Origin of the sequence: Collinsella sp. AM42-18AC, from assembly GCF_003467965.1 — a bacterium.
GTDB lineage: Bacteria > Actinomycetota > Coriobacteriia > Coriobacteriales > Coriobacteriaceae > Collinsella.
In genome coordinates this window covers 34,694-58,912 of the sequence record NZ_QSFY01000008.1, presented here as the reverse complement: position 1 = coordinate 58,912, position 24,219 = coordinate 34,694, and the positions used below count along the sequence as shown (strand labels likewise).

14 protein-coding genes are annotated in these 24,219 nt (G+C 61.1%); 9 read left to right on the top strand and 5 right to left on the bottom strand.

All coding sequences use genetic code 11. From position 1 onward, the window contains the following. Positions 1 to 60: 60 nt before the first annotated feature. The 6 genes from DW913_RS05960 (at position 61) to DW913_RS05935 (ending at position 11,331) form a co-directional block, all read left to right on the top strand. Positions 61 to 2,487, top strand: a complete 2,427-nt coding sequence (locus DW913_RS05960; protein ID WP_117797919.1) for a glycogen/starch/alpha-glucan phosphorylase — start codon at positions 61 to 63, stop codon at positions 2,485 to 2,487. A gap of 106 nt (positions 2,488 to 2,593) precedes the next feature. Continuing rightward, positions 2,594 to 3,742, top strand: coding sequence for a glucose-1-phosphate adenylyltransferase (locus tag DW913_RS05955; protein WP_035138263.1), 1,149 nt, complete (start codon positions 2,594 to 2,596; stop codon positions 3,740 to 3,742). Positions 3,743 to 3,746: 4 nt separating this feature from the next. Further along, complete coding sequence (gene glgD, locus DW913_RS05950) at positions 3,747 to 4,874, top strand: glucose-1-phosphate adenylyltransferase subunit GlgD (RefSeq protein ID WP_117797918.1); 1,128 nt, start codon at positions 3,747 to 3,749, stop codon at positions 4,872 to 4,874. Positions 4,875 to 4,964: 90 nt separating this feature from the next. Continuing rightward, entirely contained in the window at positions 4,965 to 7,280 is a 2,316-nt protein-coding gene (gene glgA, locus DW913_RS05945; RefSeq protein ID WP_199580781.1) for a glycogen synthase GlgA, read from the top strand. Between the two features lie 429 nt (positions 7,281 to 7,709). Beyond that, entirely contained in the window at positions 7,710 to 11,006 is a 3,297-nt protein-coding gene (locus tag DW913_RS05940) for a 4-alpha-glucanotransferase (RefSeq protein ID WP_117797917.1), read from the top strand. 88 nt (positions 11,007 to 11,094) lie between these two features. After that, positions 11,095 to 11,331: an FmdB family zinc ribbon protein gene (locus tag DW913_RS05935; RefSeq protein ID WP_117797916.1), complete on the top strand. Its 237-nt coding sequence runs from the start codon at positions 11,095 to 11,097 to the stop codon at positions 11,329 to 11,331. Between the two features lie 272 nt (positions 11,332 to 11,603). Here DW913_RS05935 and DW913_RS05930 read toward each other — a convergent pair whose 3' ends face one another. From DW913_RS05930 to gltX, 5 genes are all read right to left on the bottom strand, one after another. After that, the gene (locus DW913_RS05930; protein ID WP_117797915.1) at positions 11,604 to 13,004 is read right to left on the bottom strand and encodes an RsmB/NOP family class I SAM-dependent RNA methyltransferase; all 1,401 of its coding nucleotides are present in this window, start codon (positions 13,002 to 13,004) and stop codon (positions 11,604 to 11,606) included. Further along, positions 13,001 to 13,921, bottom strand: a complete 921-nt coding sequence (fmt, locus tag DW913_RS05925) for a methionyl-tRNA formyltransferase (protein WP_117797914.1) — start codon at positions 13,919 to 13,921, stop codon at positions 13,001 to 13,003. Before fmt ends, DW913_RS05930 begins: the two co-directional genes overlap by 4 nt. 207 nt (positions 13,922 to 14,128) lie before the next feature. Next, positions 14,129 to 14,665, bottom strand: a complete 537-nt coding sequence (gene def, locus DW913_RS05920) for a peptide deformylase (RefSeq protein ID WP_117797913.1) — start codon at positions 14,663 to 14,665, stop codon at positions 14,129 to 14,131. A gap of 18 nt (positions 14,666 to 14,683) precedes the next feature. Continuing rightward, positions 14,684 to 17,137, bottom strand: coding sequence for a primosomal protein N' (priA, locus tag DW913_RS05915; protein WP_117797912.1), 2,454 nt, complete (start codon positions 17,135 to 17,137; stop codon positions 14,684 to 14,686). 210 nt (positions 17,138 to 17,347) lie between these two features. Beyond that, a complete protein-coding gene (gene gltX, locus DW913_RS05910) occupies positions 17,348 to 18,823 on the bottom strand; it encodes a glutamate--tRNA ligase (protein ID WP_117797911.1) in 1,476 nt (491 codons plus the stop codon). Between the two features lie 283 nt (positions 18,824 to 19,106). Between gltX and metK the strand changes: the two genes are divergently transcribed. The 3 genes from metK (at position 19,107) to DW913_RS05895 (ending at position 24,172) form a co-directional block, all read left to right on the top strand. Beyond that, positions 19,107 to 20,387: a methionine adenosyltransferase gene (gene metK / locus DW913_RS05905; protein WP_117797910.1), complete on the top strand. Its 1,281-nt coding sequence runs from the start codon at positions 19,107 to 19,109 to the stop codon at positions 20,385 to 20,387. A gap of 312 nt (positions 20,388 to 20,699) precedes the next feature. Continuing rightward, a complete protein-coding gene (gene sdaAA / locus DW913_RS05900) occupies positions 20,700 to 22,307 on the top strand; it encodes an L-serine ammonia-lyase, iron-sulfur-dependent, subunit alpha (RefSeq protein WP_117797909.1) in 1,608 nt (535 codons plus the stop codon). A gap of 149 nt (positions 22,308 to 22,456) precedes the next feature. Then, on the top strand, positions 22,457 to 24,172 hold the full coding sequence (locus DW913_RS05895) for a L,D-transpeptidase (RefSeq protein WP_158566202.1): 1,716 nt from the start codon (positions 22,457 to 22,459) through the stop codon (positions 24,170 to 24,172). Positions 24,173 to 24,219: the final 47 nt, after the last annotated feature.

Here is a 24,219-nt window from a genome sequence, read left to right as displayed (position 1 = left end):
GGGGCGTAGGATACAAGTCATAACCGTTCCGGGAGAAACATCCCCGGGGGAAAGGAACGCATGAATAAGATCTTCGACAACAAGCAGGAGTTTACCGAGCTCTATCGCGATGCCGTCATGAGCATCAGCGGCAAGAGCGTCGAGGCCGCCAGCGACCTCGACCGCTTTAACGCCCTGGCCAAGCTCGTGGCCGAGAAGGCACGCACCGTTGCCACCAAGAGTGACGCCCGTGTGACCGCCGAGGGCAAGAAGCGCGTGTACTACTTCTCGATCGAGTTTTTGATCGGCCGCCTGCTCGACAACTACCTGCTCAACTTTGGCGTGCGCGACATGGTCGCCGAGGCGCTCGACGACATGGGCTTCGACCTGTCCGTCATCGAGAACCAGGAGCCCGATCCGGCGCTGGGCAACGGTGGCCTGGGCCGTCTGGCCGCATGCTTCCTGGATTCCATGGCAGCCGAGGGCATTGCCGGCTACGGCAACGGCATGCGCTACCGCTACGGCCTGTTTAAGCAGGAGATCGTCAACGGCAGCCAGGTCGAGGCCACCGACGAGTGGCTCACCCACGGCTATCCTTGGGAGGTCCGCCGTCAGGACAAGGCCGTGACCATCAAGTTTGGTGGCCATGTTGAGGGCTTTGAGGAGAACGGCCGCACGTTCTACCGCACGGTGGACACGCAGGACATCCTGGCCGTCCCTTATGACATCCCCGTGGTGGGCTATGCCGGCGAGACCGTCAACAAGCTGCGCGTCTGGGCCGCCGAGCCGGTCGAGGAGCACTTTGACCTTGAGGCCTTCAACCGCGGTGACTACGCCCTGGCCGATGCCGAGCGTGCCGAGGCCGAGGCCATCAGCGCCATCCTCTACCCCAACGACGCCGGCGAGCACGGCCGTCTGCTGCGCCTGAAGCAGGAGTACCTGTTTGTCTCGGCCGGCATCTACAGCCTGCTCGATACCTTTGAGAAGGAGCACGGCGAGAACTGGGAGCTGCTGCCGCAGTTTGTGGCCATCCACACCAACGACACGCACCCAGCCATGTGCGGCCCCGAGCTCATGCGCATCCTCATCGACGAGAAGAAGCTCGAGTGGGATGACGCCTGGAACATCGTGACGCAGGTCGTGAGCTACACCAACCACACCATCCTGCCCGAGGCTCTGGAGAAGTGGCCCATCGGCACGTTCTCCAAGCTCCTCCCCCGCGTGTACCAGATCATCGACGAGATCAGCCGTCGTTGGCACGAGTCGTTCGACACCACGCAGGAGGGCTGGCAGGAGCGTCTGCGCCAGACCGCCATTCTGTGGGACGGCGAGATTCGCATGGCCAACCTGTCCGTGATCTGCAGCCACAGCGTCAACGGCGTGGCCAAGATCCACTCCGACATCATCAAGAACATCGTGCTCAAGGACTTCTATGCCCTGACGCCCGAGAAGTTCAACAACAAGACCAACGGTATCTCGCACCGTCGCTTCTTCGCCGAGGCCAACCCCACCTATGCCAAGCTCGTGACCGAGGCCATTGGCGATGGCTGGCTCAAGGACGCCTTTGAGCTGGAGAAGCTCAAGGAGTTTAAGGACGACACCGAATTCCTGAAGGCCGTGGGTGCCTCCAAACGCGCCAACAAGGAGCGCCTGGCCGCCTACGTTAAGGCCGAGACCGGTCTGGTCATTGACCCCAACACCGTCTTCGATGTTCAGGTTAAGCGCTTCCACGCCTACAAGCGCCAGCTCATGAACATCATGAAGGTGATGGACATCTACAACCGTCGCATCGCCGACCCCAACTTCCACGTGACGCCGACGACCTTCATCTTTAGCGGCAAGGCTGCCTCGAGCTATACCTTTGCCAAGGAGACCATCCGTCTCATTAACTCCGTGGCCGACGTCATCAACAACGACGCCCGCGTCAACGAGGTCATGAAGGTCTGCTTTATCCCCAACTTCCGCGTGAGCAACGCCCAGCTCATCTACCCCGCCGCCGAGATCTCGGAGCAGATCTCCACGGCCGGCAAGGAGGCCTCGGGCACGTCCAACATGAAGCTCATGATGAACGGAGCCATTACGCTGGGCACCCTCGACGGCGCCAACATCGAGATCGCCGACCTGGCCGGCCGCGAGAACGAGGCCATCTTTGGCCTGACCGCCCCCGAGGTCGAGCAGCTCTGGGCGTCGAACAGCTACTTTGCGTGGGATACGCTCAACAACGATCGCGAGCGTCTGGGCCGCGTGATGGACGAGCTCAAGGACAACACCTTTGCGGGTCTTTCGGGCAACTTCGAGAGCATCTACAACGAGCTCATGAACAACAACGACCCCGACCTGGTCATGGCCGACTTCCGCAGCTACGTGGATGCGTGGGAGGCGCTCACGGGCAGCTACGGCGACCAGGAGACCTGGAACCGCAAGGCCCTGCTCAACACCGCCTCCTCCGGCTGGTTCTCGAGCGACCGCACCATTCGCGAGTACCGCGACGAGATCTGGCACGCGTAAAGGCGCGCGAGCTCCCTTTGCCGCACGGCATTACTCGACGGGCGTGACGCTGCGCCGCGCCCGTCGCTAATGGGTTTAGGAACATCGATGACAGAAGGAGAAATCGATGAGTAAGAAAGAATGCATCGCGATGCTCCTCGCAGGAGGACAGGGCAGCCGATTGGGGGCACTCACCCAAAAGATCGCCAAGCCGGCGGTTAGCTTTGGTGGCAAGTTCCGCATTATCGACTTTTCGCTCTCCAACTGCTCCAACTCGGGCATCGACACGGTGGGCGTTCTGACGCAGTACCGTCCCTACCTGCTGCATGCCTACGTGGGCTCCGGCGAGGCGTGGGATCTGGACAGCCGTGACGGCGGCGTGTCGATCCTGCCGCCGTACGAGACGCAGACCGGTGGCGCCTGGTATGCGGGCACGGCCGACGCCATTACGCAGAACCTCGACTACATCAAGGCCAACGACCCCAAGTACGTCCTGATTCTTTCGGGCGATCACCTGTATCGCATGGACTACCGCAAGATGCTCAAGACGCATATTGAGAACAACGCCGACCTCACGGTGAGCGTTATGCCCGTGCCGTGGGAGGAGGCCAGCCGCTTTGGCATCCTGACCACCGACCCCGAGGACGGCCGCATCACCAAGTTCACCGAGAAGCCCGAGAAGCCCGATTCGAACCTCGCTTCCATGGGCATCTACATCTTCTCGGCCGACGTGCTGATTGAGGCGCTCGAGGAGGACGCTCTGGACCAGCGCTCGAGCCACGACTTTGGCAAGGACATCATCCCCAAGCTGCTCGGCGAGAACAAACGCCTGTACAGCTACGAGTTCCACGGCTTTTGGAAGGATGTCGGCACCATCGCCAGCTTCCATGAGACCTCGATGGACCTGCTGGGCAACAACCCCGAGTTCGATCTGTTCGACAAGAACTTCCCCATCATGTCCAACATCACCACGCGTCCGCCGCACTACATTGGACCGGACGGCCGCCTGGACGACTGCCTGGTCTCCAACGGCTGCAAGATCTACGGCACCGCTCGCCACTCGATTCTTTCGACCGATGTCATTATCGAGGAGCGCGCCGTGGTCGAGGACTCCGTGCTGCTGCCGGGTGCGCACGTTAAGAGCGGCGCACACATCTGCCGCGCTATTTTGGGCGAGAACTCCACGGTCGAAGAGGGCGTGAAGCTCGGCTCTGTCGATACCACCAAGGATACGGCCGTCGTTGGAAATGACGTCGTTATCGGGAAGGGGGAATGATCCGATGATCAATCGCAAGGCCATCGGTTACATCACCGCTAACTACTCTTCGACCTACGGCAGCGTCCTGCTCAAGGACCGCCCCATCGCGTCCGTTCCGTTTTTGGGCCGCTACCGCCTGATCGACTTTCCGCTGTCCAACATGATGAATGCCGGCATTAAGACCGTCGGTGTCGTCATGCCGGGTAACTACCGCTCGCTGATCGACCACGTGGGCTCGGGCAAGGACTGGGGCCTGGATCGCAAGAAGGGCGGTCTGTTCATGGTGCCCGGCAACGCGTATGGCACCACCAAGGGCGGCATGCGCTTCCTGCTGCGCGACATCATCTCCAACAAGACGCTGTTCCAGCGTTCGGACATGCCCTATGTTGTGATGATGGGCACCAACATCATCTTTAACATGGACCTCAACACCATCATCGACGCGCACGAGAACTCCGGCGCCCAGATGACCGTGGTGTACTGCAAGGCCACGCGTAACGTCGATGACGAGACCAAACTCGAGATTAACGAGAACGGCCGCCTGACGGGCGTGAGCGCCGGCGTCGTGTATGGCGATAACGCCTCCATGGACTGCTGCATCGTCAACCGTGAGACGCTGCTCGAGATTATCGACCACTACCAGGCCGCCGACTATCTGGACCTGCTCGAGGCACTCCAGGGCGACTTTGGCAACATCGACGTGTGCAGCTACGAGTACAAGGGCGAGGTCGTGGGCGTGTTTAGCGAAAAGTCGCTGTATCGCCGCAGCATGGACCTGCTCGACCAGACCGTGGCCGACCAGCTCTTCGTTCCCGAGCGCCCGATCCTGACCAAGGCTCACGACGTGCCGCCTTCGCGCTATGCGACCGGCAGCCACGCGTGCAACTCGATCATCTCGGCCGGCTGCATCATCAAGGGCACCGTGCGCAACTCGATCCTGTCGCGCGGCGTCGTGGTCGAGGAAGGTTCTTCGGTAACCAACTCGATCATCAACCAGAGCTGCATCATCAAGAGCGGCGCACGCGTCGAGAACGCCATTCTGGACAAGAACAACGTGGTCCCCACCAACACCGAGCTTCGCGGCACGCCCGAGAACATCCTGGTGCTGGGCAAGGCTCCGTTAACTTCTGATACCACCATCGTACGTTAACGTTGGCACCGCAACATCGCTCGTAACATGTAGAATAGCCGCCCGGTTTGTGCCAGGCGGCTATTCTCGAATTGCAACATGGGAGACAATATGGCAGATTCCAGCAAAAAGATGCAGATCGTGTTTGCCTCGGCCGAGTGCGCACCATTTGTAAAGACCGGTGGCCTGGGCGACGTGGCGGGCTCGCTGCCTGCGGCGCTTGTGCGCGCCGGCGCCGAGGTTATCGTGATGGTGCCCAAGTACGCAACCATCAAGGACGAGTACAAGGCGCAGATGGAGCACTTCTCCGACTTTTACGTGAGCCTGGGCTGGCGCAACGAGTACTGCGGGCTCGAGAAGCTCGAGCACGACGGCGTCACCTATATGTTCGTGGACAACGAGCGCTACTTTGCGCGCGACTATCCGTACGGCTTCTTTGACGACGGCGAGCGTTTTGCGTTCTTCTCCAAGGCCATCACCGAGAGCCTGCAGCACCTGCCCGAGGGCTTTGAGTGCGACATCCTGCACTGCAACGACTGGCAGACGGCACTGGCGCCCGTGTTCCTGCGCGAGTTCTACCAGGGCCTGCCGCTGTACGACCGCGTCAAGACCGTGTTCTCGATCCACAACGTGGCGTTCCAGGGCCAGTTTAGCGACACCGTGATGGAGGACATCCTGGGCGTGGCGCATATACCGGCGGCCGCCTCACAGCTGCGTTGCGATGCCTGCAGCATCAACTACATGCTGGGCGCGCTGCGCTATGCCGATGCCATCACCACGGTAAGCCCCACCTATGCCAACGAGATCCAGACGCCTGAGTTTGGCGAGGGCCTGGACGGTGTGCTGCGCGAGCGCTCCTATGCGCTGCAGGGCATTTTGAACGGCATTGACGTGGCCGGCTTTGACCCGGCGACCGACAAGCGCATTGCCGCCAACTACACGGTTGAAGACCGTTCTGGCAAGGCCGTGTGCAAGGCCAAGCTGCAGGAAGAGCTGGGGCTCGAGGTTCACGACGACCGTCCGCTCATGGTGATGGTCACGCGCCTGACGCGCCAGAAGGGCATGGACCTGGTCATGTACGCGCTCGACCGCATTCTTGCCGGCGGCGTTCAGGTGGCCGTGCTGGGCACCGGCGACCGCGACTACGAGGACGGCCTACGCTACTTCCAGGACAAGTACCCCGGCACCATGGCCGCGCGCATCGAATTTGATCCGGCGCTGTCGCAGCGCATGTACGCCGCCGCCGACATGTTCCTGATGCCTTCGAAGTTTGAGCCCTGCGGCCTGTCACAGATCATCGCCATGCGCTACGGCACCCTGCCGATTGTTCGCGAGACCGGTGGTCTGAAGGACACCGTGCAGCCGTACAACGAGTTTACCGGCGAGGGCACGGGCTTCTCGTTTACCAACTTTAACGGCGACGAGATGGGCGACGCGGTGTTCCGCGCGGCTCGCCTGTTCTGGGATAACCGCGATGCCTGGAACCAGCTGATCACGCAGGCCATGAGCCAGGACTTTAGCTGGACGCGCTCGGCCGACAAGTATCTGGACCTGTACTTCTTTATGCACCCGGAGATTGAGAGGCCGGCGGCTGTGGAGGCTGCTGCGGCTGTCGAGGAGCCCGCTGCTGCCGAGGAGCCCAAGGCCGAGGAGAAGCCGGTTGAAGCTGAGCCCGTTAAGGCCGATCCTAAGGTGAAGGCCGAGGCTACTCCCGAGCCCGAGCCTGCTGCGAAGCCTACGGCAAAGAAGACGACGGCCCGCAGGGCAACGGCTAAGAAGGCCACAGCGACCAAGACGGCGGCGACCAAGACCACCGCTGCCAAGACAACGACCACGCGCAAGCGCACCACCTCAGCCGCCAAGAAGGCCGCCGAGGCCGAGGCTGTTCCCGAGGTAAAGGCTGAGGCCACCGCCGAGGCTAAGCCCGCGGCAAAGGCTCCGGCCAAGACCGCTGCCAAGAAGACGACCGCGTCCACCAAGAAGGCAACGGCAGCCAAGAAGACCACGGCTACTAAGTCGACGACCACGAAGGCTGCTACGACGAAGGCCGCCGCGAAGACGACTCCGAAGGCCGCCGCAAAGCCGGCCGCCAAAGTCGAGGAGACGCCCGCTGAGACAAAGGCTGAGGAAGCTGTCGAGGTTAAGCCGGCCGCCAAGACCAGCACGCGCAAGCGCGCTACGACGACGGTCAAAAAGGCCACGACCAAGACAGCCGCTTCCAAGGCAGAGGCTAAAGCCGAGGACAAGCCCGCAGTAAAGGCCGAACCGGCGCCGAAGGCCGCTGAGGTCAAGACCGCTCCAAAGGCTTCGGCAAAGGCCGAGCCCGCCAAGGAGGCCCCGGCCTCCCCCGCCGCTCCCACTGAGAAAAAGGCTCCGACCAAGAAGACCTCCGTCCGTAAGGCGACGGCCACCCGCAAGCGTCGCTAATCCGGACGATTAAAACTTAATCCAACGCAAAAGAGGGCGCCCCAATCAGGCGCCCTCTTCTTGGTTGAACTTCTGTATTAAAAAGAGGGCCGGTTTACTACGACAAAATAGCTCTGGCCGACCACGGCGAGTAATCTTCGAAATTGACAACGCTTCTACCTGCGGTTTTAATATCACCAAATTGACAGTGCTTGAGATCATTCAAATCGTCGTAGTAAACCGAAGTACTTTTGTTTGACTACAAATAGTATCCGTCTGGGCGTTTTCGAATACCGCGATAATTTGGGTGGTAAAACGATTTTCTAGGACAACCGTTCGCCGATGGTAAACGGATGTTGTTTATACACCCTATGTACAACAGATATACTTACACCTTGTGCGTTAAGCCCATGGCCCGCTGGCCATGATTGTATAGAACTGGACCGTACTATGAGATTGATTCACAACAGCCGCCTGCCGCAGTTTCGCACTCCGTTTGGCGCTGTGACCACTGGAACTTCCGTTTCCCTCTCGGTGATATTGGAGGATGCCGATCCCAACCAGGCAACGCTTACGCTGCGCACCTGGGTAGATGAAATCGGTGAGTCTCGGTATCCCATGACGCACGAGGGCGACGGCATATTTACCGTAGAGCTTGAGTGCACCGAGCCCTGTCTTATCTGGTACAGCTTTATCTGCAATATCGAGGGCCAGCCCGACGTCCGCTTGGGCGCGCCGCAGGGTCGCACCGGTGGCGAGGGCGTAACCTACGACTACGCCGAGGTCCCGTCGTTCCAGATTACCGTCTACAAGCACCGCGAAGTTCGTCCCGAGTGGTACGAGCGTGGCATGGTTTACCAGATCTTCCCCGACCGCTACGCCCGCGACGAGAACTGGCGCGAGCGCACGCTGACCGAAGTCGAAAAGCCTCGCAACGGAATCCAGCGCCGCATGGTCGAGGACTGGAACGAACCGCCGGAGTACGAGCGTGCCGAAGACGGCTCCATCAAGACCTGGGATTTTTACGGCGGCTCGCTCAAGGGTATCCAAAATGACCTGCCCCGCATTGCCGAGCTAGGCTTTACGGCCATCTACCTCAACCCCATCTTTGAGGCCGCGAGCAACCACCGCTACGACACGGCCGACTACACCAAGATCGACCCGATCCTGGGCACCGAGCAGGATTTTACCGAGCTGTGCGAGGCGGCCGAGAAGCTCGGCATTTCCATTATTCTGGACGGCGTCTTCAACCATACGGGCGACGACTCGATCTACTTTAACCGCTACGGCAACTACCCCGGCGTGGGTGCCTGGCAGAGCGAGGACTCGCCGTGGCGCGATGCGTTTTACTTCCATGAGGACGGGTCGTATGACTGCTGGTGGGGCGTGGGCAACATGCCCGCCATCAATGAGAGCTCCGAGCTGGTACGCGAAAAGCTTCTGGGCAAAGACGGCGTGATTCGCAAATGGCTGCGCGCCGGTGCCCATGGTTGGCGCCTGGACGTAGCTGACGAGCTTTCCGACGACTTCCTGGCCGAAATCAAGAAGGCCGTACTCGCCGAGAAGCCCGACGCGCTGCTACTCGGCGAGGTCTGGGAAGACGCCTCCAACAAGATCAGCTACGGCCATCTGCGCCGCTACCTGCAGGGCTCCGAGCTGGACTCTGCTATGGATTACCCCTTCCGCGACATGGTCATCGGCTTTTTGATGGGCTACAAGAATGCCTATCAGGCTGCCGAGGACATCGAGACCCTACGCGAGAATTACCCGCGCGAGGCACTGTCCTGCGCGCTCAATCTGCTTTCGAGCCACGACCGCCCGCGCATCATCTCGGTGCTCGGCGGTGGCCCTGACGAGTCGCAGCTGCCCGAGAGCGAACGCAGCAAATGGCGCCTGGACGAGAACTCGATGGGCCTGGCCAAGAGCCGCTTTTGGCTGGCGACGCTCATGCAGATGACCTTCCCGGGCGTGCCCTCGATCTATTATGGCGACGAGTACGGCCTGGAGGGCCTCACCGATCCGGGCAACCGCCGCACGCTGCCGACCAAGGACCATCTGCACGACTTCGACACGCTGGCTATTGTCAAGAACGCCTCCGCCGTACGCCGCGCACTGCCATTTATGATCGACGGCGAGATCAAGGCCTTCGCGCTCAACGACGAGGTGCTGGCATACAACCGCACGGGCAAGGATGGCGAGTCCGCGACGGTTATCATCAACCGCAGCCTGCGCAATTCGCACCGCGTGACGATTCCGGCGCTCGGCGAATGCGCGAGTGACGTGATCAGCGGTCACGAGTGCGAGATCCACAACGGTACGGTCACGCTCGATCTGTATCCGCTGGGCTCGTCGATTATCTATCACCATGCCGAGCAGCGCCTGCAGGAGCCGCTTGATCACGGCGCGGGCGTCGTGTGCCACATCACCTCGGTGCCGACCGATGACGGCAAGCCTGGCACAATCGGTGCGCCCACGCGTCGCTTTATCGACCACCTGGCCGCCATGGGCATGCGCTACTGGCAGGTTCTGCCCGTCAATCCCACGGACTTCTTCCGCTCCCCCTATGCCGGTCCTTCGGCCTTTGCAGGCAATATCGACCTGCTGCCCGAGAGCCACGAGGAGCTGGCTGCCGACTTTGCCACCTGGAAGACCCGCGGCGGCGAGGATGCCGACCCGCTGTACACGGCGTTTAAACATCGCAACGCCGATTGGCTCGAGAAATACTGCGTCTACATGGCGGTCAAGAAGCACTTTGAGGGGCTGTCGCGCCACGATTGGCCGGCGGATGTCGCGCGCTACAACGAGCATCTGATCGATGACAAGCGCTTCCACGACGAGGCCGAGCTGCAGGCGTATATGCAGTATCGCTTTGACCTTGCCTGGTGCGAGCTCATGAACTATGCACACAAGAAAGGCATCGAGGTCATCGGCGATATCCCCATGTATGTCTCGGACGATTCGGCCGACGCGTGGAGCGAGCCCGAAAACTTCTGGCTGTCCGATACCGGCAAGGCAATTGAAATTTCGGGCGCGCCGCCCGACAACTTTGCGCCCGAGGGCCAGGTGTGGGGTAACCCCACCTTCCGCTGGGACCACATGAAGCAGAACGGCTATAGCTGGTGGATGGATCGCCTGCGTCGTGCGTTTTCGCTCTACGACCGCGTGCGCCTGGACCACTTCTTGGGCTTCCACAGCTACTTTAGCATCCCCGCCGGCAAGGCCTGTGCCGATGGCCGCTGGCTTGCGGGCCCGGGCAAAGACCTGTTCCAGACCGCCTACGACGAGCTGGGTCCGCTCAACTTTATCGCCGAGGACCTGGGCTATCTGACGCCTGGCGTTCGTGCGATGGCTTCGACCTGCGGCTTCCCCGGCATGGACGTGCTGGAGTTTAGCGACTACGACGTTCGCTGCGGAATTCATCCCACACCGGGCAAGATCCTGTACACCTCGACGCACGACACCTCGACGCTTGCCGGCTGGTGCACGCGCTCCTTTGCGGGCGGCGACGAGCCGAGCGGCATTGCATTGGCAAGCGAGCTCATGGGCAACGCCCTGGCAAGCGACGCTCCCCTGGTGATGATGCCGCTGCAGGATGTCCTGGGGCTTGGCGACGATGCGCGCATGAATGTACCGGGCGTGGCCACGGGCAACTGGACCTGGCAGGCTGACGAGGCCGACGTTGCGGCCGCCGAGGGCAAAACTGCGCAGCTCCTGCGCAACACCCATAGATTCTGGAGCGAACCGTGATAAAACGCCCGATATAGGGTACAGTTACAGACGTTTGAATTTTTGCGGGCAGAGTGATCTGCCCGCTTTGTACTGAAAAGGAAGTATTATGGCGCGCTACGATTACAAGTGCACGAGCTGCGGCAATGTGTTTGAGGTTGAGCATCCCATGTCCGAGACCCCCGAGGTCGTGTGCCCCAACTGCGGCGCTCCGGCCGCCAAGACGTTCTCGGCCAGCGGCATCAAGTTTGAGGGCAGCGGCTTCTACAACACCGACCAGCGAAGCGGCGGCTCCAGCACCAGCGCCACCAGCGGCTGCTGCGCTAACTGCCCGCATAGCCACTAGTGACAAGTGGCCCCGCGATCAAGCCCGATCGCGGGGTTGAATTTTTTCAGGAATGAACAACGCCCCGGCGACTGGTCTGGGGTTGCGCCACGAAAACGGCCTATCTACTACGTTTGACCCGTATAGTCCGAGCACACCTGCGTTTTTACAAAATCGACGAGCCGTCTACCTGCGGTTTTGAATTCGCTAAATTCGGCATGGTTGGGGGTAATGGGTTTAATGTAGTAGATAGGCCCATTTCATGGCAAGCGGGTCAACCCTCGGGTGCCGTATTAGTTGCGCACCAGCCTGGCGCAGAAGTGGCCGTCGTAGGAGTCGGCGTTAACGGGCACGCTTTGGAAGAGGCCTCGATCGTTCTGACGTACGGAGACAAGCTTCTTAGCCTGATCGAACTCGGGGAGCTGCAGGATCTGCGCCTCGGAGAGTGGCGCCACGGTAAAGCCGGTACCCTCGGGTGAGTTCAGGAAAGCGTCCACCACCTGCGTGTTCTCCTCGTCGAAGACCGAGCACGTCGCATAGATGAGCTCGCCACCGGCAGCCACGCGCGCGGCAGCCTCTTTGAGCATCGTCAGCTGCAGTTTGGGCAACTCGGTCGTAACGTCATTCTCAGTTAGGCGCCACGGGATCTCGGGATGACGGCGCATGGTGCCGGTGCCCGAGCACGGCGCATCGATAAAGACCGTGTCGAACTTAACCGGCTCGCCAAGCATGGCATCAAACGATGTGAGCACCTCATCAAGCTCGCAAGCATCACCCGAAACCGTACGAACGCCCTGAATACCGGCCTTATGCAGGCGAGCGAGATTCAGATCGCACTTGCGATCATGAAGATCGAGCGCCGTATGCTGACGCTCGTAGCCCGCACGCTTGGCCTGACACATCATCACATAGGTCTTGGTGCCACGACCGGCACCAATCTCAAGGCAGCTACCAGGGCGCGTGGCAGCTGTGGCGATAAGTTGCGCGTTGAGGTCAGATGCCACCGCGGCAGCACGCTCAAACACACCCGAAGCAACAGTAACCTGGGCATCAACCGGGGCATGACAGCCCGGGAAGACAGGCGCGACGAGCTGCGAGATATACGGATCGGGCTTAGTCGCAAAGGCGTTCTCATGCAGGGCCAGCGGTGCGGGGGCCAGATTGCCGGCAAAGTTAAGCGCACCCTCTGGCGTGTCAAACGACGCCATAATGCGAGCGCACAGCCAGCGCGGCAAGCCCATCAGGCGAGACAGACGAACCAAACGGCGCTCGGACTCATCCACGTCAGATGCCGTGGCAAAGTCCTCAACATTGTCCGCAACCTTGTGCAGCACCGCGTTAGCCAGGCCCGCGGCAGACTTAGCACCGCTGCGCACCAGCTCAACACCCTGGCTCACGGCAACGCGGCCCGGCGTATGCAGGTAGAGCATCTCGAAGGCCGAGATACGAAGCGCCATGCGAACGCGCGGCGCAACCTTTTTGGGTTTATCGAGAAACTGGTCGAGCAGCTCGTCCAAAATACCCTGCGTGGCGGCCACGCCCAGCGCCAAGCGGACGGCAAAAGCGGAATCGCGCTGGTCAATAGCCTTGGCCGATGCGCGAGAGGACAGCACGTCGCGCGCATACATGCCGCGGCGATCGGCCTCCATCAGTACATCGAGCGCAAGCTTGCGCGCGGGAGACAGCTTGCTCATGACAATACACCCCACGAAAGATCGGCACCCTGCAAGCCAGCAGCCCAAGCAGAAGCAGTCATAGCACGCTTGCCATCAGGCTTAACCTCGAGCAACTCGACCGAGCCATCGAAAAGGCCCAGGTAAACATGCTTGGCCTGAACGGCGACGAGCCCCTCACCAAGCGACACATCAGCCGGCGCAGCATCGAACACGCGCACGGTCTTGCCGGCAATCACGCAACGAGCAGGCGCGGTATCGGAAGAGGCCAGCACATGACGCGCGCAATCGAGCGCCGCCATGTGCGGATCCAAGCGCATCTCCTGCTTAGAAATCTTGGCAGCATGGGTAACAAGCGACTCATCCTGTTCGATCCACACGGCGGTGCCATCGGCAAGAGAAGGAAGCGTATCGGCAAGCAGTTTGCCGCCGAGCTCAGCGAGCTCCATAGTCAGCGCCTCGGCATGCTTACCGGCAACCGACGTGGAAGTCTGAGCACAATAAGCACCAGTATCCACGCCATGCCCAATGCGCATAATAGAAACGCCAGCAATCTCATCACCAGCAAGAATGGCACGCTGAATAGGAGCAGCCCCACGCCAACGAGGCAGCAAGGACGCATGAACATTCACAATACCAAGCGGCGCTATATGCAGCACCTCATCAGGCAAAATACAGCCATAAGCAGCCACACAGAAAATGTCAGCCTGGGCAGCCTGGAGCACCTCAACAACCTCAGGCGTCATACGATTAGCCTCAACAACAGGCAGACCAAGCTCGAGCGCCTTAGCCTTAACAGGAGACGGCTCCAGCTTCTTACCACGCCCACGAACAGCATCAGGACGAGTAACAACAAGCGCAATCTCGTTTCCAGCCTCGACAAGCGAAGCCAGCGAGGGCACAGCAAAATCAGGCGTACCCATAAACACAATACGCATAAAGAACGTCTCCTCTCAACCAAAGCCGAGACGGCTACAAAGAACAGCGGAAAGCCAAGTCACCAGCCCATCCGCAATAACATTTCAACAAGAACAAATATACCCAAAACCAAAGAAAGAGCCGCAATAAAAGCAGCTCTTTCAGCAAAGCACCTATCAGCGAAGACGCCCATCCCTGGCCCGACGGCACCCCGGGGACGGACAAACCTACTCCGTCTCGCCCGGTCGAGCGCCGCGGGCCAGGGCGTCCTGGTACTCCTTGACGGCCTTGAGCCTCTGCATGGGCTTCAGTCGCTCGAACATGGTGTTGCCGTGCAGGTGATCGATCTCGTGCTGCAGGCACACGCAGAACAGATCGCCCGAGGCCTCATAGCGAATCAGGTTGGCGTCCAGGTCATACGCCTCGACGACGACATGGTCGGGACGCTCGATCTCACAGCTAATGCCAGGAATGGATAGACAGCCCTCGCTATACGGAACGAGATGGTCGCTTTGCTCGACAATCACGGGATTGATGAGCACGTACGGGTCGTAGTCGTTCTTGTCGCTGTAGTCGCAGTCGATGGTAACGAGCTGAATGAGCTCGCCGATCTGCGGAGCAGCCAGGCCGCAACCGCCGTTATCGAACATCATTTTCTTCATCTTCTCGGCAAGCGCCTCGATCGCCGGGGTGATCTCCTCGATGACGGTGCACTCCTGGCGCAGACGAGGGTCGGGCGACAGTACGATTCCGTTGGCTTCCATGGCCATCCTTTCGGTTTGTTACATCAAATCATAGGCGTCGACGTCAACGCTCACGCTCACGCCGCGCACGGAGCCCACCTCTTTGAGGCAGGCGTCGATATCATCAGAGACATGGTACCCCACGGGCGACTTCACAAGCAGGTGGAAGCGATAACGGTCCTTGGCTCTCTCGATTACACACGAAGCCGGGCCCAGCACCTGCGGCACGGCACTCCCTGCCCGCAAAAAGTCGGGCGCGGCGGCATGCCAGCGGCGCTTAAGGAGTTTTGCAATGCGCCCGATGTAGTCCTGCGCGTCGTCTCGGTTCGCCGACCACACCAAGAGGTTGACAAGGCGAACAAACGGCGGGTACAGCGCGTCGCGGCGCTGGTCCAGGTCGTGGTCGGTAAAGATAGAGCGATCGTGCTCAGCGACGGCGCGGATGACCGGATCCTCGGGCAGGTAGGTCTGGATGATGACCTCGCCGGGACGATCGCCGCGACCGGCACGGCCCGCGACCTGCTCCAGCAGATCGTAGGCGCGCTCCCCTGCTCTAAAATCGGGCATCTTGAGGGCAAAGTCGGCATTGACCACGCCCACGAGCGTGACCTCGGGAAAGTCGAGACCCTTGGCGATCATCTGGGTACCCAACAGCACCGCGCAATCGGCGGCATCGAACTGCTCGAGCAGCTTTTTGTGCGCATCCTTGCCGCGCGTGGAATCGGCATCCATGCGAATGATGGCGACGTCCTCGGGCAGCATCTGGTGCAGCGCATCCTCGATCTGCTGCGTGCCAAGGCCCATTTTTGCCAGGTAGCGACTGCCACATTTGGGGCAACGGCTCGTGGACGCGGGATACGGCTGCACGCGCCAGGAGGATCCGCATGTGTGACATTGCAGCGTGTGCGTGCGCTCGTGATACGTAAGCGCGGTGGAGCAGTGGTTGCAGGTGGGAACGCAGCCGCACTCGCGGCACATCAAAAACGGCGCAAAACCGCGGCGGTTGTGCAGCAGCACGGCCTTTTCGCGGCGCTCGACCACACGCCCCAGGCCTTCCATCAGCGGTTTTGAGAACATGGAGCGGCTGCCGTGTGAAAACTCGCGGCGCAGATCGGCAATACGGACCGTAGGTAGCACGGCGTGTCCCGGGCGCTCGGGCATCTCGACGCGCGTCCAGGTGGCACCGTTATACGTTCCGCGTCGGCAGCGGTCGAGGGCCTCGGCAGAAGGCGTGGCCGAGCCCAACACGAGTGGGCAGCGGTAGCGCCGCGCCATCTCGGCCGCCACCTCGCGCGCGTGGTAACGCGGGCTGGAGCCTTGCTTGTAACTGGTCTCGTGCTCCTCATCAATGATAATGAGGCCCAGGTCGTTAAGCGGGCAAAAGAGCGCCGAGCGTGCACCGACGACCACGCGAGCGGCACCGCTGGCGACCATATCCCACTGGTCCAAGCGCTCACCGGCCGAAAGGCGTGAGTGGAACACGGCGACCGTCTCGCCAAAACGCGAGCGGAAGCGGCCGACGGTCTGGGCCGTCAGCGAGATCTCGGGCACCAGCACGCAGGCCGAACGGCCAGCTGAGAGCACGCGCTCGATAGCGGAGAGGTAAACCTCGGTTTTGCCGGAGCCGGTGACGCCGTCAACCAGCACCACGTCGCCATGGGCGTCCAGACAGGCGCGCTCAATCTGAGCGAGTGCCTGTTGCTGGCCGTTGGTAAGGGAGACCGGCGCCTTGCCGCTTGCCGAGGACAGCGTGGTCTGCTCGCTGCAGCCACGCCAGGCGCGGCGCTCTTCCACCACCACGACGCCGCGTTTTTCGAGCGACTTGATGGTCGCCGACATACTGTTATAGAGAAGGTTGAGGTCGCGCGTCGTGACAGGACCACACTGGAGCGCCTCGATGAGTTGGCGCTGGCGGACCGCGGTCTTGGGTGGCGTGTAGTCAAAGCCTTCGGGCGTAAGCATCACCCAGCGGTTTTGGATGGGTTTGACGGCTGGACGTTCAACCGTCCACACGCCGTCGTCGCCCTTGACCACACGCGGGCTGCCACCCGGAGGCAAGAACAGGCGCAGGCACTCGGAAAGCGTCGCGACATACTCGCGGCTCATCCAACGTGCGATGCGGGCGGCTTCGGCGGTAAAGAGCGGTTTGCTGAGAATGGCCTCGATGGGCTTGATGCGCACGGGGTCGAGGGCGTTGTTACCCGGCAGATCGCCCAGATCAGGCGCAATGTCGACGACATAGCCCGCGGCGGCACGGTTACCAAAGTGGACCAGGACCGTGGATCCGATCTGGACCTCGTTGGCAAGGGACTCGGGGATGCAGTAGGCGAATGGCTCGGACAGCGCTCGGGTAGGAATGTCGAGAACCACGCTCGCGTAGGCAGCGATGGGCTCAGGTGCAGGCTTAGGCTGAGCCGAGGCAGCGGCAGGCATGAGCTTCACCAGAGCCTCCTCCGGTTCCGGCGAACCAAACAGCGACAGTTGTTGAGCCATACACCACCTCTAACGAACGGACCTGAAAGGGGTGGGACAAAATAATCAGTAGAGTTTGTCCCATGGCCGATACGAGTGTCGAGCTCGTTGCGTCACTCGAACATGGGACAAACACTACTGATTATTTTGTCCCAGCAACCCACTCATTGGTACAGAAACAAGAGCCCCGCTCGGGGGAACGGGGCTCGGATACATGCGTTTACGCGTCTACTATAGCGCCATCGTGCGGGCGCGGTCGATACGCGCCAGACAGTCGTCACGGCCGACGAGCGCCATGGTCTCGCCCAGCGGAGGGCTCACCATATTGCCGCAGACGGCGACGCGCACGGCCTGGAACACCACGCGCTTCTTAAGGTCCATCTGCTCGGGCAGCGGCTCAAGCGCGGCGTCGATGTTGTCAGCCGTCCACTCGTCCACACCCTCGAGAGCAGCCTTGGCGGCGTCCAGAATGGCACCCATGCCCTCCTTGGCCAGGCCTTTGTTGACGGATTTCTCGTCATACTCGAGCGTCTCGGCCGTAGCAAAGATGGGAGCAGCGACGGTCACGGCGTCGGCAGGCATCTTGGTGCGCGGCTTAACGATGGCAGCAAGCGCATCGATCCAATCCTCGCCGTACTCGACATTACCCTCGATGAGACCCGCCTCGTGCAGCTCGGGGACCATGATCTCATCGGCAAACTGAGCATCGGACATGCCGTTGATGTACTCGGCATTAACCCAATCAAGCTTCTTGGGGTCGAAGGTCGCCGGGTTCTTGGAGATGCGGTCGAGCGAGAACTTGCTGGCTAGGACATCGCGCGGGATGATCGTGGTCTCGCCGTCGAGCGACCAGCCGAGCAGCGCCAGGTAGTTGACGAAGGCGTCGGAAAGGTAACCGGCGTCGCGGTACTCCTCCACCGAAGTTGCGCCGTGGCGCTTGGAGAGCTTCTTACCGTCGGCGCCCAGGATCATGGAGATGTGGGCGAACGTGGGCACGGGCGCGCCGAGGGCCTCGTAGACCATGACCTGGCGCGGGGTGTTGGACAGGTGGTCGTCGCCGCGGATGACATGGGTGATCTTCATCATGGCGTCGTCGACGACGGTCGCGAAGTTGTACGTGGGCGTGCCATCGGAGCGGAAGATGACGAAGTCGTCGAGCTCCTTGGCGTCGAAGGTCACCTCGCCGTGGACGGCGTCGTGGATAACGACGTCGCCGCGGTCCTCGGGCACCTTGATGCGCAGGACGTAAGACTCGCCGGCCTCGATGCGGCGGCGGGCCTCCTCAGGATCAAGATCGCGGCAGCGGCGCTGGTAGCCCTGGAAGGGGTCCTTGCGCTCCTGCGCGGCCTTGCGATCGGCGTCGAGCTGCTCCTTGGTGCAGAAGCAGGGATAGGCCTTGCCCTCGTCCCAGAGCTTCTGGGCGGCCTGCTTGTACAGGTCCAGGCGCTCGGTCTGTGCGTAAGGGCCATAGTCGCCGCCCACCTCGGGGCCCTCGTCCCAGTCCAAGCCCAGCCAACGCATGGCGCGCAGAATGATCTGCGTGTTCTCGTCGGTGGAACGGGTGGGGTCGGTGTCGTCGATGCGCAGGATGAACGTGCCGCCGTTTGCGCGGGCGAAAGCCCAGTTATAGATAGCGGTGCGGGCGCCGCCGATGTGCAGCTTGCCCGTCGGTGAGGGTGCAAAGCGGACGCGAACGTCTGATGCCATGGAAATCTCCTCGATTGCAGGATGGATGTCTAACCGCATCAGTATAAAGCAACAAAGCAACCTCCGCACAAAGGGCACCGACCCACTCATTGGGGACAGACTTAAATGATCAGTCTTTGGGCAACCTGTCGGCACTTAGGTAAGGCTGGTCATTTAAGTCTGTCCCCAATGAGTAGGTGCGGAAAGGGTGTGAATGTTTGATTTACGCGCTATGATGTGCCCTTGCATAGAGAGCCCGGCGGAATGGTAACGGTCGCCGGGACACGTTTTTGAAAGGACAATCATGTCAGAAGAACTTCGTTCCATTCCACCCCAACACGGGTCCTTTGTTTTTACGTCGGAGTCGGTGACCGAAGGTCATCCCGATAAGATCGCTGACCAGATCAGTGACGCCGTCCTCGACGCAATCCTCGCCAAAGAAATAGAGCTCCAGGAGCAGGGCTACATCGCCCCCAACGGCGTGCCTGCCAACGTGGAGAACGTCCGCTGCGCCTGCGAGACCCTCGTGACCACCGGCACCGTCATCGTCGCCGGCGAGATTCGCACCCAGGCCTACGTCGACGTACAGGAAATCGCCCGCGGCGTCATCCGCCGCATTGGCTACAACCGCGCCAAGTTCGGTTTTGACTGCGACACCTGCGGCGTTATGAGCCTCATCCACGAGCAGTCGCCCGATATCGCCCAGGGCGTTGACGAGTCCTTCGAGACCCAGACCGGCGCTACCACCGACCCGATCGACCTGATCGGCGCCGGCGACCAGGGCATGATGTTCGGTTATGCCTCCAACGAGACCAAGACCCTCATGCCCATGCCACACTACCTGGCAAGCCGCCTGGCCGAGCGCCTGGCCGCCGTGCGTCACGACGGTACCCTCGCCTATCTGCGTCCCGACGGCAAGACCCAGGTCACCGTGCGCTACGAGGAAGGCAAGCCCGTCGAGGTCACGACCATCGTCATCTCCACGCAGCACGCCGCCGAGATCGAGGACATGGGCAAGATCAAGGCCGACCTCATCGAGCACGTCATCACCCCGGTCATGGCCGCCGAGAACATGCCGTGGGACAACGCGGAGATCTACGTGAACCCCACCGGTCGCTTTGTCGTGGGCGGCCCCATGGGCGACACGGGCCTCACCGGCCGCAAGATCATCGTCGACACCTACGGCGGCTACGGCCGTCACGGCGGTGGCGCCTTTAGCGGCAAGGACTGCACCAAGGTCGACCGTTCCGCCGCGTATGCCGCGCGCTGGGTCGCTAAGAACGTGGTCGCCGCCGGTCTGGCCGACCGCTGTGAAGTCGAGCTCGCCTACGCCATCGGCGTTTCCAAGCCCCTCTCAATCATGGTCGACACCTTCGGTACCGCGCATGTTGCCGAGGACAAGATCGTCGAGGCCGTCGAGAAGACCTTCGACCTGCGCCCGGGCGCAATCATCCGCGACCTAGACCTGCGTCGCCCCATCTACGAAAAGACGGCAGCCTACGGTCACTTCGGCCGCGAAGACGCCGACTTCACCTGGGAGAAAACCGATCGAGTCGAAGAACTCAAAGCAGCCTGCGGCCTATAAATAGGTTCACAGAGCCCAGAAAGCAAAGCATTAGAACCAAAAGAAGTACCGGCCCCAACCGGTACTTCTTTTTATTTACACGGTGGTGTGAATATTTCGATGCGCAATGAACAGCACGTCCCCAGCTGATAAATTTTGACATCCAGCCACTCCAACCATGTATCCTAAGTTCCGAGGGCTTTGGTATTTGGTCGATCGCGAGTTCCGCACGAGCCGGAGGCCACTTAATGTGGCCTCCGTGCGAGCCAGGACTGTAGAGCAGGCGACCAAATACCAAAGCCCTCGGAACGACGGGATAGAACAGGAGCGCATATGGCAGGCAAGCCGCAAACACTAGCTACGACCTCGGCATTCGAGATCTTGGGGCCCGTCATGGTCGGCCCCAGCTCATCGCACACCGCCGGCGCCCTGCGGTGCGCCCAAGTTGCCGCCAGCCTGCTGGAAGGCCGCATCACTAAGGTCACCTTTGGCCTGTGGAACTCCTTTGCCCACACCTACCGCGGCCACGGCACCGATCGTGCGCTCGTCGCGGGCATCCTGGGCCTCGACACCGATGACGAGAACATCAAGCAGGCCTTCGACCTCGCACGCGAGCAGGGCCTCGAATATCACTTTGACATCAAGGGCGACGACGCCTCCATCCATCCCAACACCGTCGACATCGACATGGCCGACGATACGGGCGCCACGGCGCAGGTCCGCGGCGAGAGCCTCGGCGGCGGCAAAATGCGCATCAGCCGCATCAACGGCGTCGGCGTCGATATCTCGGGCATGTATTCCACGCTCTTCGTGGCACACCAGGACGTCCCCGGTGTGCTCGCCGCGCTCACGAACCTGCTCGCCTACGCACATGTAAACATCGCCTTCTGCCGCACCTACCGCACCGAAGTGGGCGGCCAGGCATACTCCGTCTTTGAAACCGATGGCGCCCCCGACGACACCGTCATCCCCATGCTGCGCAAGCTCGACAATGTAAACTACGCCACCTTTATCGAGCTCCCGGGCTCGGCCTCGTCGCTCTCCCCCGGCGTCTCGGCCAAGGAAATCTTCGACGACGGCGAGCAGCTGCTCGATGCGTGCGAGGAACTCGGCCTCAACATCGGCGCCGTAATGGCCATACGCGAGGCTCGCCTGACCGGCGAGGGCCACGCCGTCGCTGCCATGCGCCGCGTCCTCGAGGTCATGCGCGAGGAGACTACGGCCCCCATCGCCAATCCTCAGCGCTCGCTCGGCGGGCTTATCGGCGGCGAGGCCAAGCTCGTTGATGCCACCGGCCGCAACGACTTGAGCGTAAGCCTGATGGGCGCCGTCCAGACCGATGCCGTGGCCCGCGCCATGGCCGTCCTTGAGCGCTCCGCCACAATGGGAGTGATCGTCGCCGCCCCCACGGCCGGCTCCGCAGGCGTCGTGCCCGGCTGCGTGCTGGCGCTCGCCGACCATCTGCAACTGGACGATGAGCAAGTCATGGACGCCCTCTACTGCGCCGCCGCCATCGGCCTCAACCTCACCACGAGCGCCTGCGTCGCCGGCGCCGAGGGCGGATGCCAAGCCGAGGTGGGAAGCGCGGCCGCCATGGCCGCCGCCGCGCTGGTGCAGATGCTCGGAGGCACGCCCGAGCAGGCACTCGACGCCAGCTCCATCGCCCTGAGCAACCTGCTGGGCCTGGTCTGCGACCCGGTGGGCGGCCTCGTGGAGGTGCCGTGCCAAAACCGCAATGCCATCGGCGTGGCCGCGGCATTTAGCTCGGCGCAGCTTGCACTTGCCGGTATCAAGAGCCTGGTGCCGTTTGACCAGATGGCGCACGTCATGCTCTCCGTGGGCCACGCGTTGCCGGCCACGCTGCGCGAGACGGCAAAAGGTGGCATCGCGCAGGCTCCGGCCGCACTTTCGGCCTGTGCAAAATGCGGTGTGTGCGGATAGCGACAAAGATAGACTCGAAGGTGGGACAAATGTCCCACCTCTTTTGAATGCCACCGTTTCCATACCACAAACAACTGGGTAATCGCTATAATGCAAGCCCAGTAAAAACACGATGAGCCGCAAGGCGAAATTCGAAGGATATGCATACGATGTCGCAAAACGATCGAACTCAACTGATCCCCGATCCGCAGCAGCCGAGCAGGCACACCGGGGGCGTTCAGTCGCCGCGTCCTATCGCGCCGAGCCGCGGTCAGCAGCGAGGTGCGGCAAACGTTTCCCAACGTCCGAACAAGCAGCATCAGCAGCGCCAGGCAAATGGCAATGCGCCCAAGCAGCCCCCCACGCACGCTCGAGGCGATCGCGGCCCCGCACGCAAACCCGCCGAGAACAATAAGTCGGGCAAAAAGACGACGCTCTTTGTCGTTCTGGGTCTTATCGTCATTATCTATATCGTAGGCGTCGTAGCGTTTTCGCAGGTAGCCTACCCCAACACCACTATCGCCGGCGTCGATGTCTCGTTCTCCAACGCTTCGTCTGCCGCCACCAAGGTCAACTCGGCTTGGAAGCACTATAAGCTCACCGTGACAGGCGAAGACTTTAGCTGGACCTATCAGCCCGAGTCCGATGAGCCCATCGTCGACGGCGAAGCTGCCGCAAAAGAGATCATCAACCACAACGAAGCCTTTGTATGGCCGGTCCGCCTTGTAGAATCCTTAAGCGGCAAGACCAAAACAACCGCTACCTCCAACGAAGTAGATCTTGATCAAGACATCGACCTGTCCATGCTCTCCGATACCTTTGACCAAAAGCAGTTTGAGAAGGATCTGGGCACCGCCATCGATGAGTTTAACGGGAGCCGTTCGGGCACGTTCGAGGCCAATAGCTCCTATGACGAGCAGGCCGGCAAGTTTACCGTCGAGAAGGCGCGCTCCAACGAAAAACTCAACCGCGAGCATGTCATTAAGTATGCCGAGCTCGAGCTTGCCTCGCTGGCCGAGACCGTAGATCTTTCCAAGCTCGGCAACGATGCCTATGAGCCGCTCAATGGAACGCTGACCGATGATCAGATTCAGGCCGCATGCGATGCCGCCAACAACTTCTTGGGCGTCAACGTGACCCTCAAGCTCAACGGCGAGGATGCCGGCAAGGTTGATGGCAGCTCCGTGTTGCAGTGGATCAGCTTTGCCGATCCGGCCAACCCCACGCTCGATACGTCGCAGATCAGCAGCTGGGCAGCCGAGCTCGCCAACGGCTTTAATACCGTGGGCTCCACTCGCTGGTGGACGCGCGCCGATGGCAAGCAGTGCGCCGTCGAAGGCGGCGACTTTGGTTGGTCCATCGACAGTACCTCGCTCGCCAAGCAGGTCGAAGACGCCATTAACAACAAGCAGACCGGCGAAATCGATATCAAGTACTCCCAGAAGGCCGACACCTTTACCGCAAAGGGAGAGCCTGACTGGAAGGCATACGTCGATGTCGATCTGTCCGAGCAGCACGCGCGCTACTACGACGAGAGCGGCAATATTGTGTGGGAGGCCAACTTTATTTCCGGCAAACCGGGCGAAGACGCCACCCCCGAGGGCGTATGGCAGATCAACAGCAACGATGGCGCCAGCAAACTCATCGGTGCCAAGGACCCCGAGACCGGCAAGCCCAAATACGAGAGCCCGGTCAGCTATTGGATGCCGTTCGAGGGCAATATGGTCGGATTCCACGACGCCACCTGGCAAAACGACAAGAGCTTCGATAATGCCGAGTCGTACAAGTGGTGCGGCAGCCACGGTTGCATCAACCTGCGCCTGGCCGATGCAAAGGCACTTCACGACTGCATCAAAGTCGGCCTGTGCGTGGTTGTCCACTCGTAGTGCAAAGCGCGCATTCCCACAACGTGGAGCCGCTGCGACCAATCTAA

What these genes read in the sequence shown, in the direction of transcription:
- DW913_RS05930 (WP_117797915.1), bottom strand. Translation starts at nt 13,004, where the DNA reads ATGAGCAAGCTGTCTCCCGCGCGCAAGCTTGCGCTCGATGTACTGATG.
- glgD (WP_117797918.1), top strand. Translation starts at nt 3,747, where the DNA reads ATGATCAATCGCAAGGCCATCGGTTACATCACCGCTAACTACTCTTCG.
- DW913_RS05960 (WP_117797919.1), top strand. Translation starts at nt 61, where the DNA reads ATGAATAAGATCTTCGACAACAAGCAGGAGTTTACCGAGCTCTATCGC.
- glgA (WP_199580781.1), top strand. Translation starts at nt 4,965, where the DNA reads ATGGCAGATTCCAGCAAAAAGATGCAGATCGTGTTTGCCTCGGCCGAG.
- DW913_RS05895 (WP_158566202.1), top strand. Translation starts at nt 22,457, where the DNA reads ATGTCGCAAAACGATCGAACTCAACTGATCCCCGATCCGCAGCAGCCG.
- gltX (WP_117797911.1), bottom strand. Translation starts at nt 18,823, where the DNA reads ATGGCATCAGACGTTCGCGTCCGCTTTGCACCCTCACCGACGGGCAAG.
- DW913_RS05940 (WP_117797917.1), top strand. Translation starts at nt 7,710, where the DNA reads ATGAGATTGATTCACAACAGCCGCCTGCCGCAGTTTCGCACTCCGTTT.
- sdaAA (WP_117797909.1), top strand. Translation starts at nt 20,700, where the DNA reads ATGGCAGGCAAGCCGCAAACACTAGCTACGACCTCGGCATTCGAGATC.
- def (WP_117797913.1), bottom strand. Translation starts at nt 14,665, where the DNA reads ATGGAAGCCAACGGAATCGTACTGTCGCCCGACCCTCGTCTGCGCCAG.
- priA (WP_117797912.1), bottom strand. Translation starts at nt 17,137, where the DNA reads ATGGCTCAACAACTGTCGCTGTTTGGTTCGCCGGAACCGGAGGAGGCT.
- DW913_RS05955 (WP_035138263.1), top strand. Translation starts at nt 2,594, where the DNA reads ATGAGTAAGAAAGAATGCATCGCGATGCTCCTCGCAGGAGGACAGGGC.
- fmt (WP_117797914.1), bottom strand. Translation starts at nt 13,921, where the DNA reads ATGCGTATTGTGTTTATGGGTACGCCTGATTTTGCTGTGCCCTCGCTG.
- metK (WP_117797910.1), top strand. Translation starts at nt 19,107, where the DNA reads ATGTCAGAAGAACTTCGTTCCATTCCACCCCAACACGGGTCCTTTGTT.
- DW913_RS05935 (WP_117797916.1), top strand. Translation starts at nt 11,095, where the DNA reads ATGGCGCGCTACGATTACAAGTGCACGAGCTGCGGCAATGTGTTTGAG.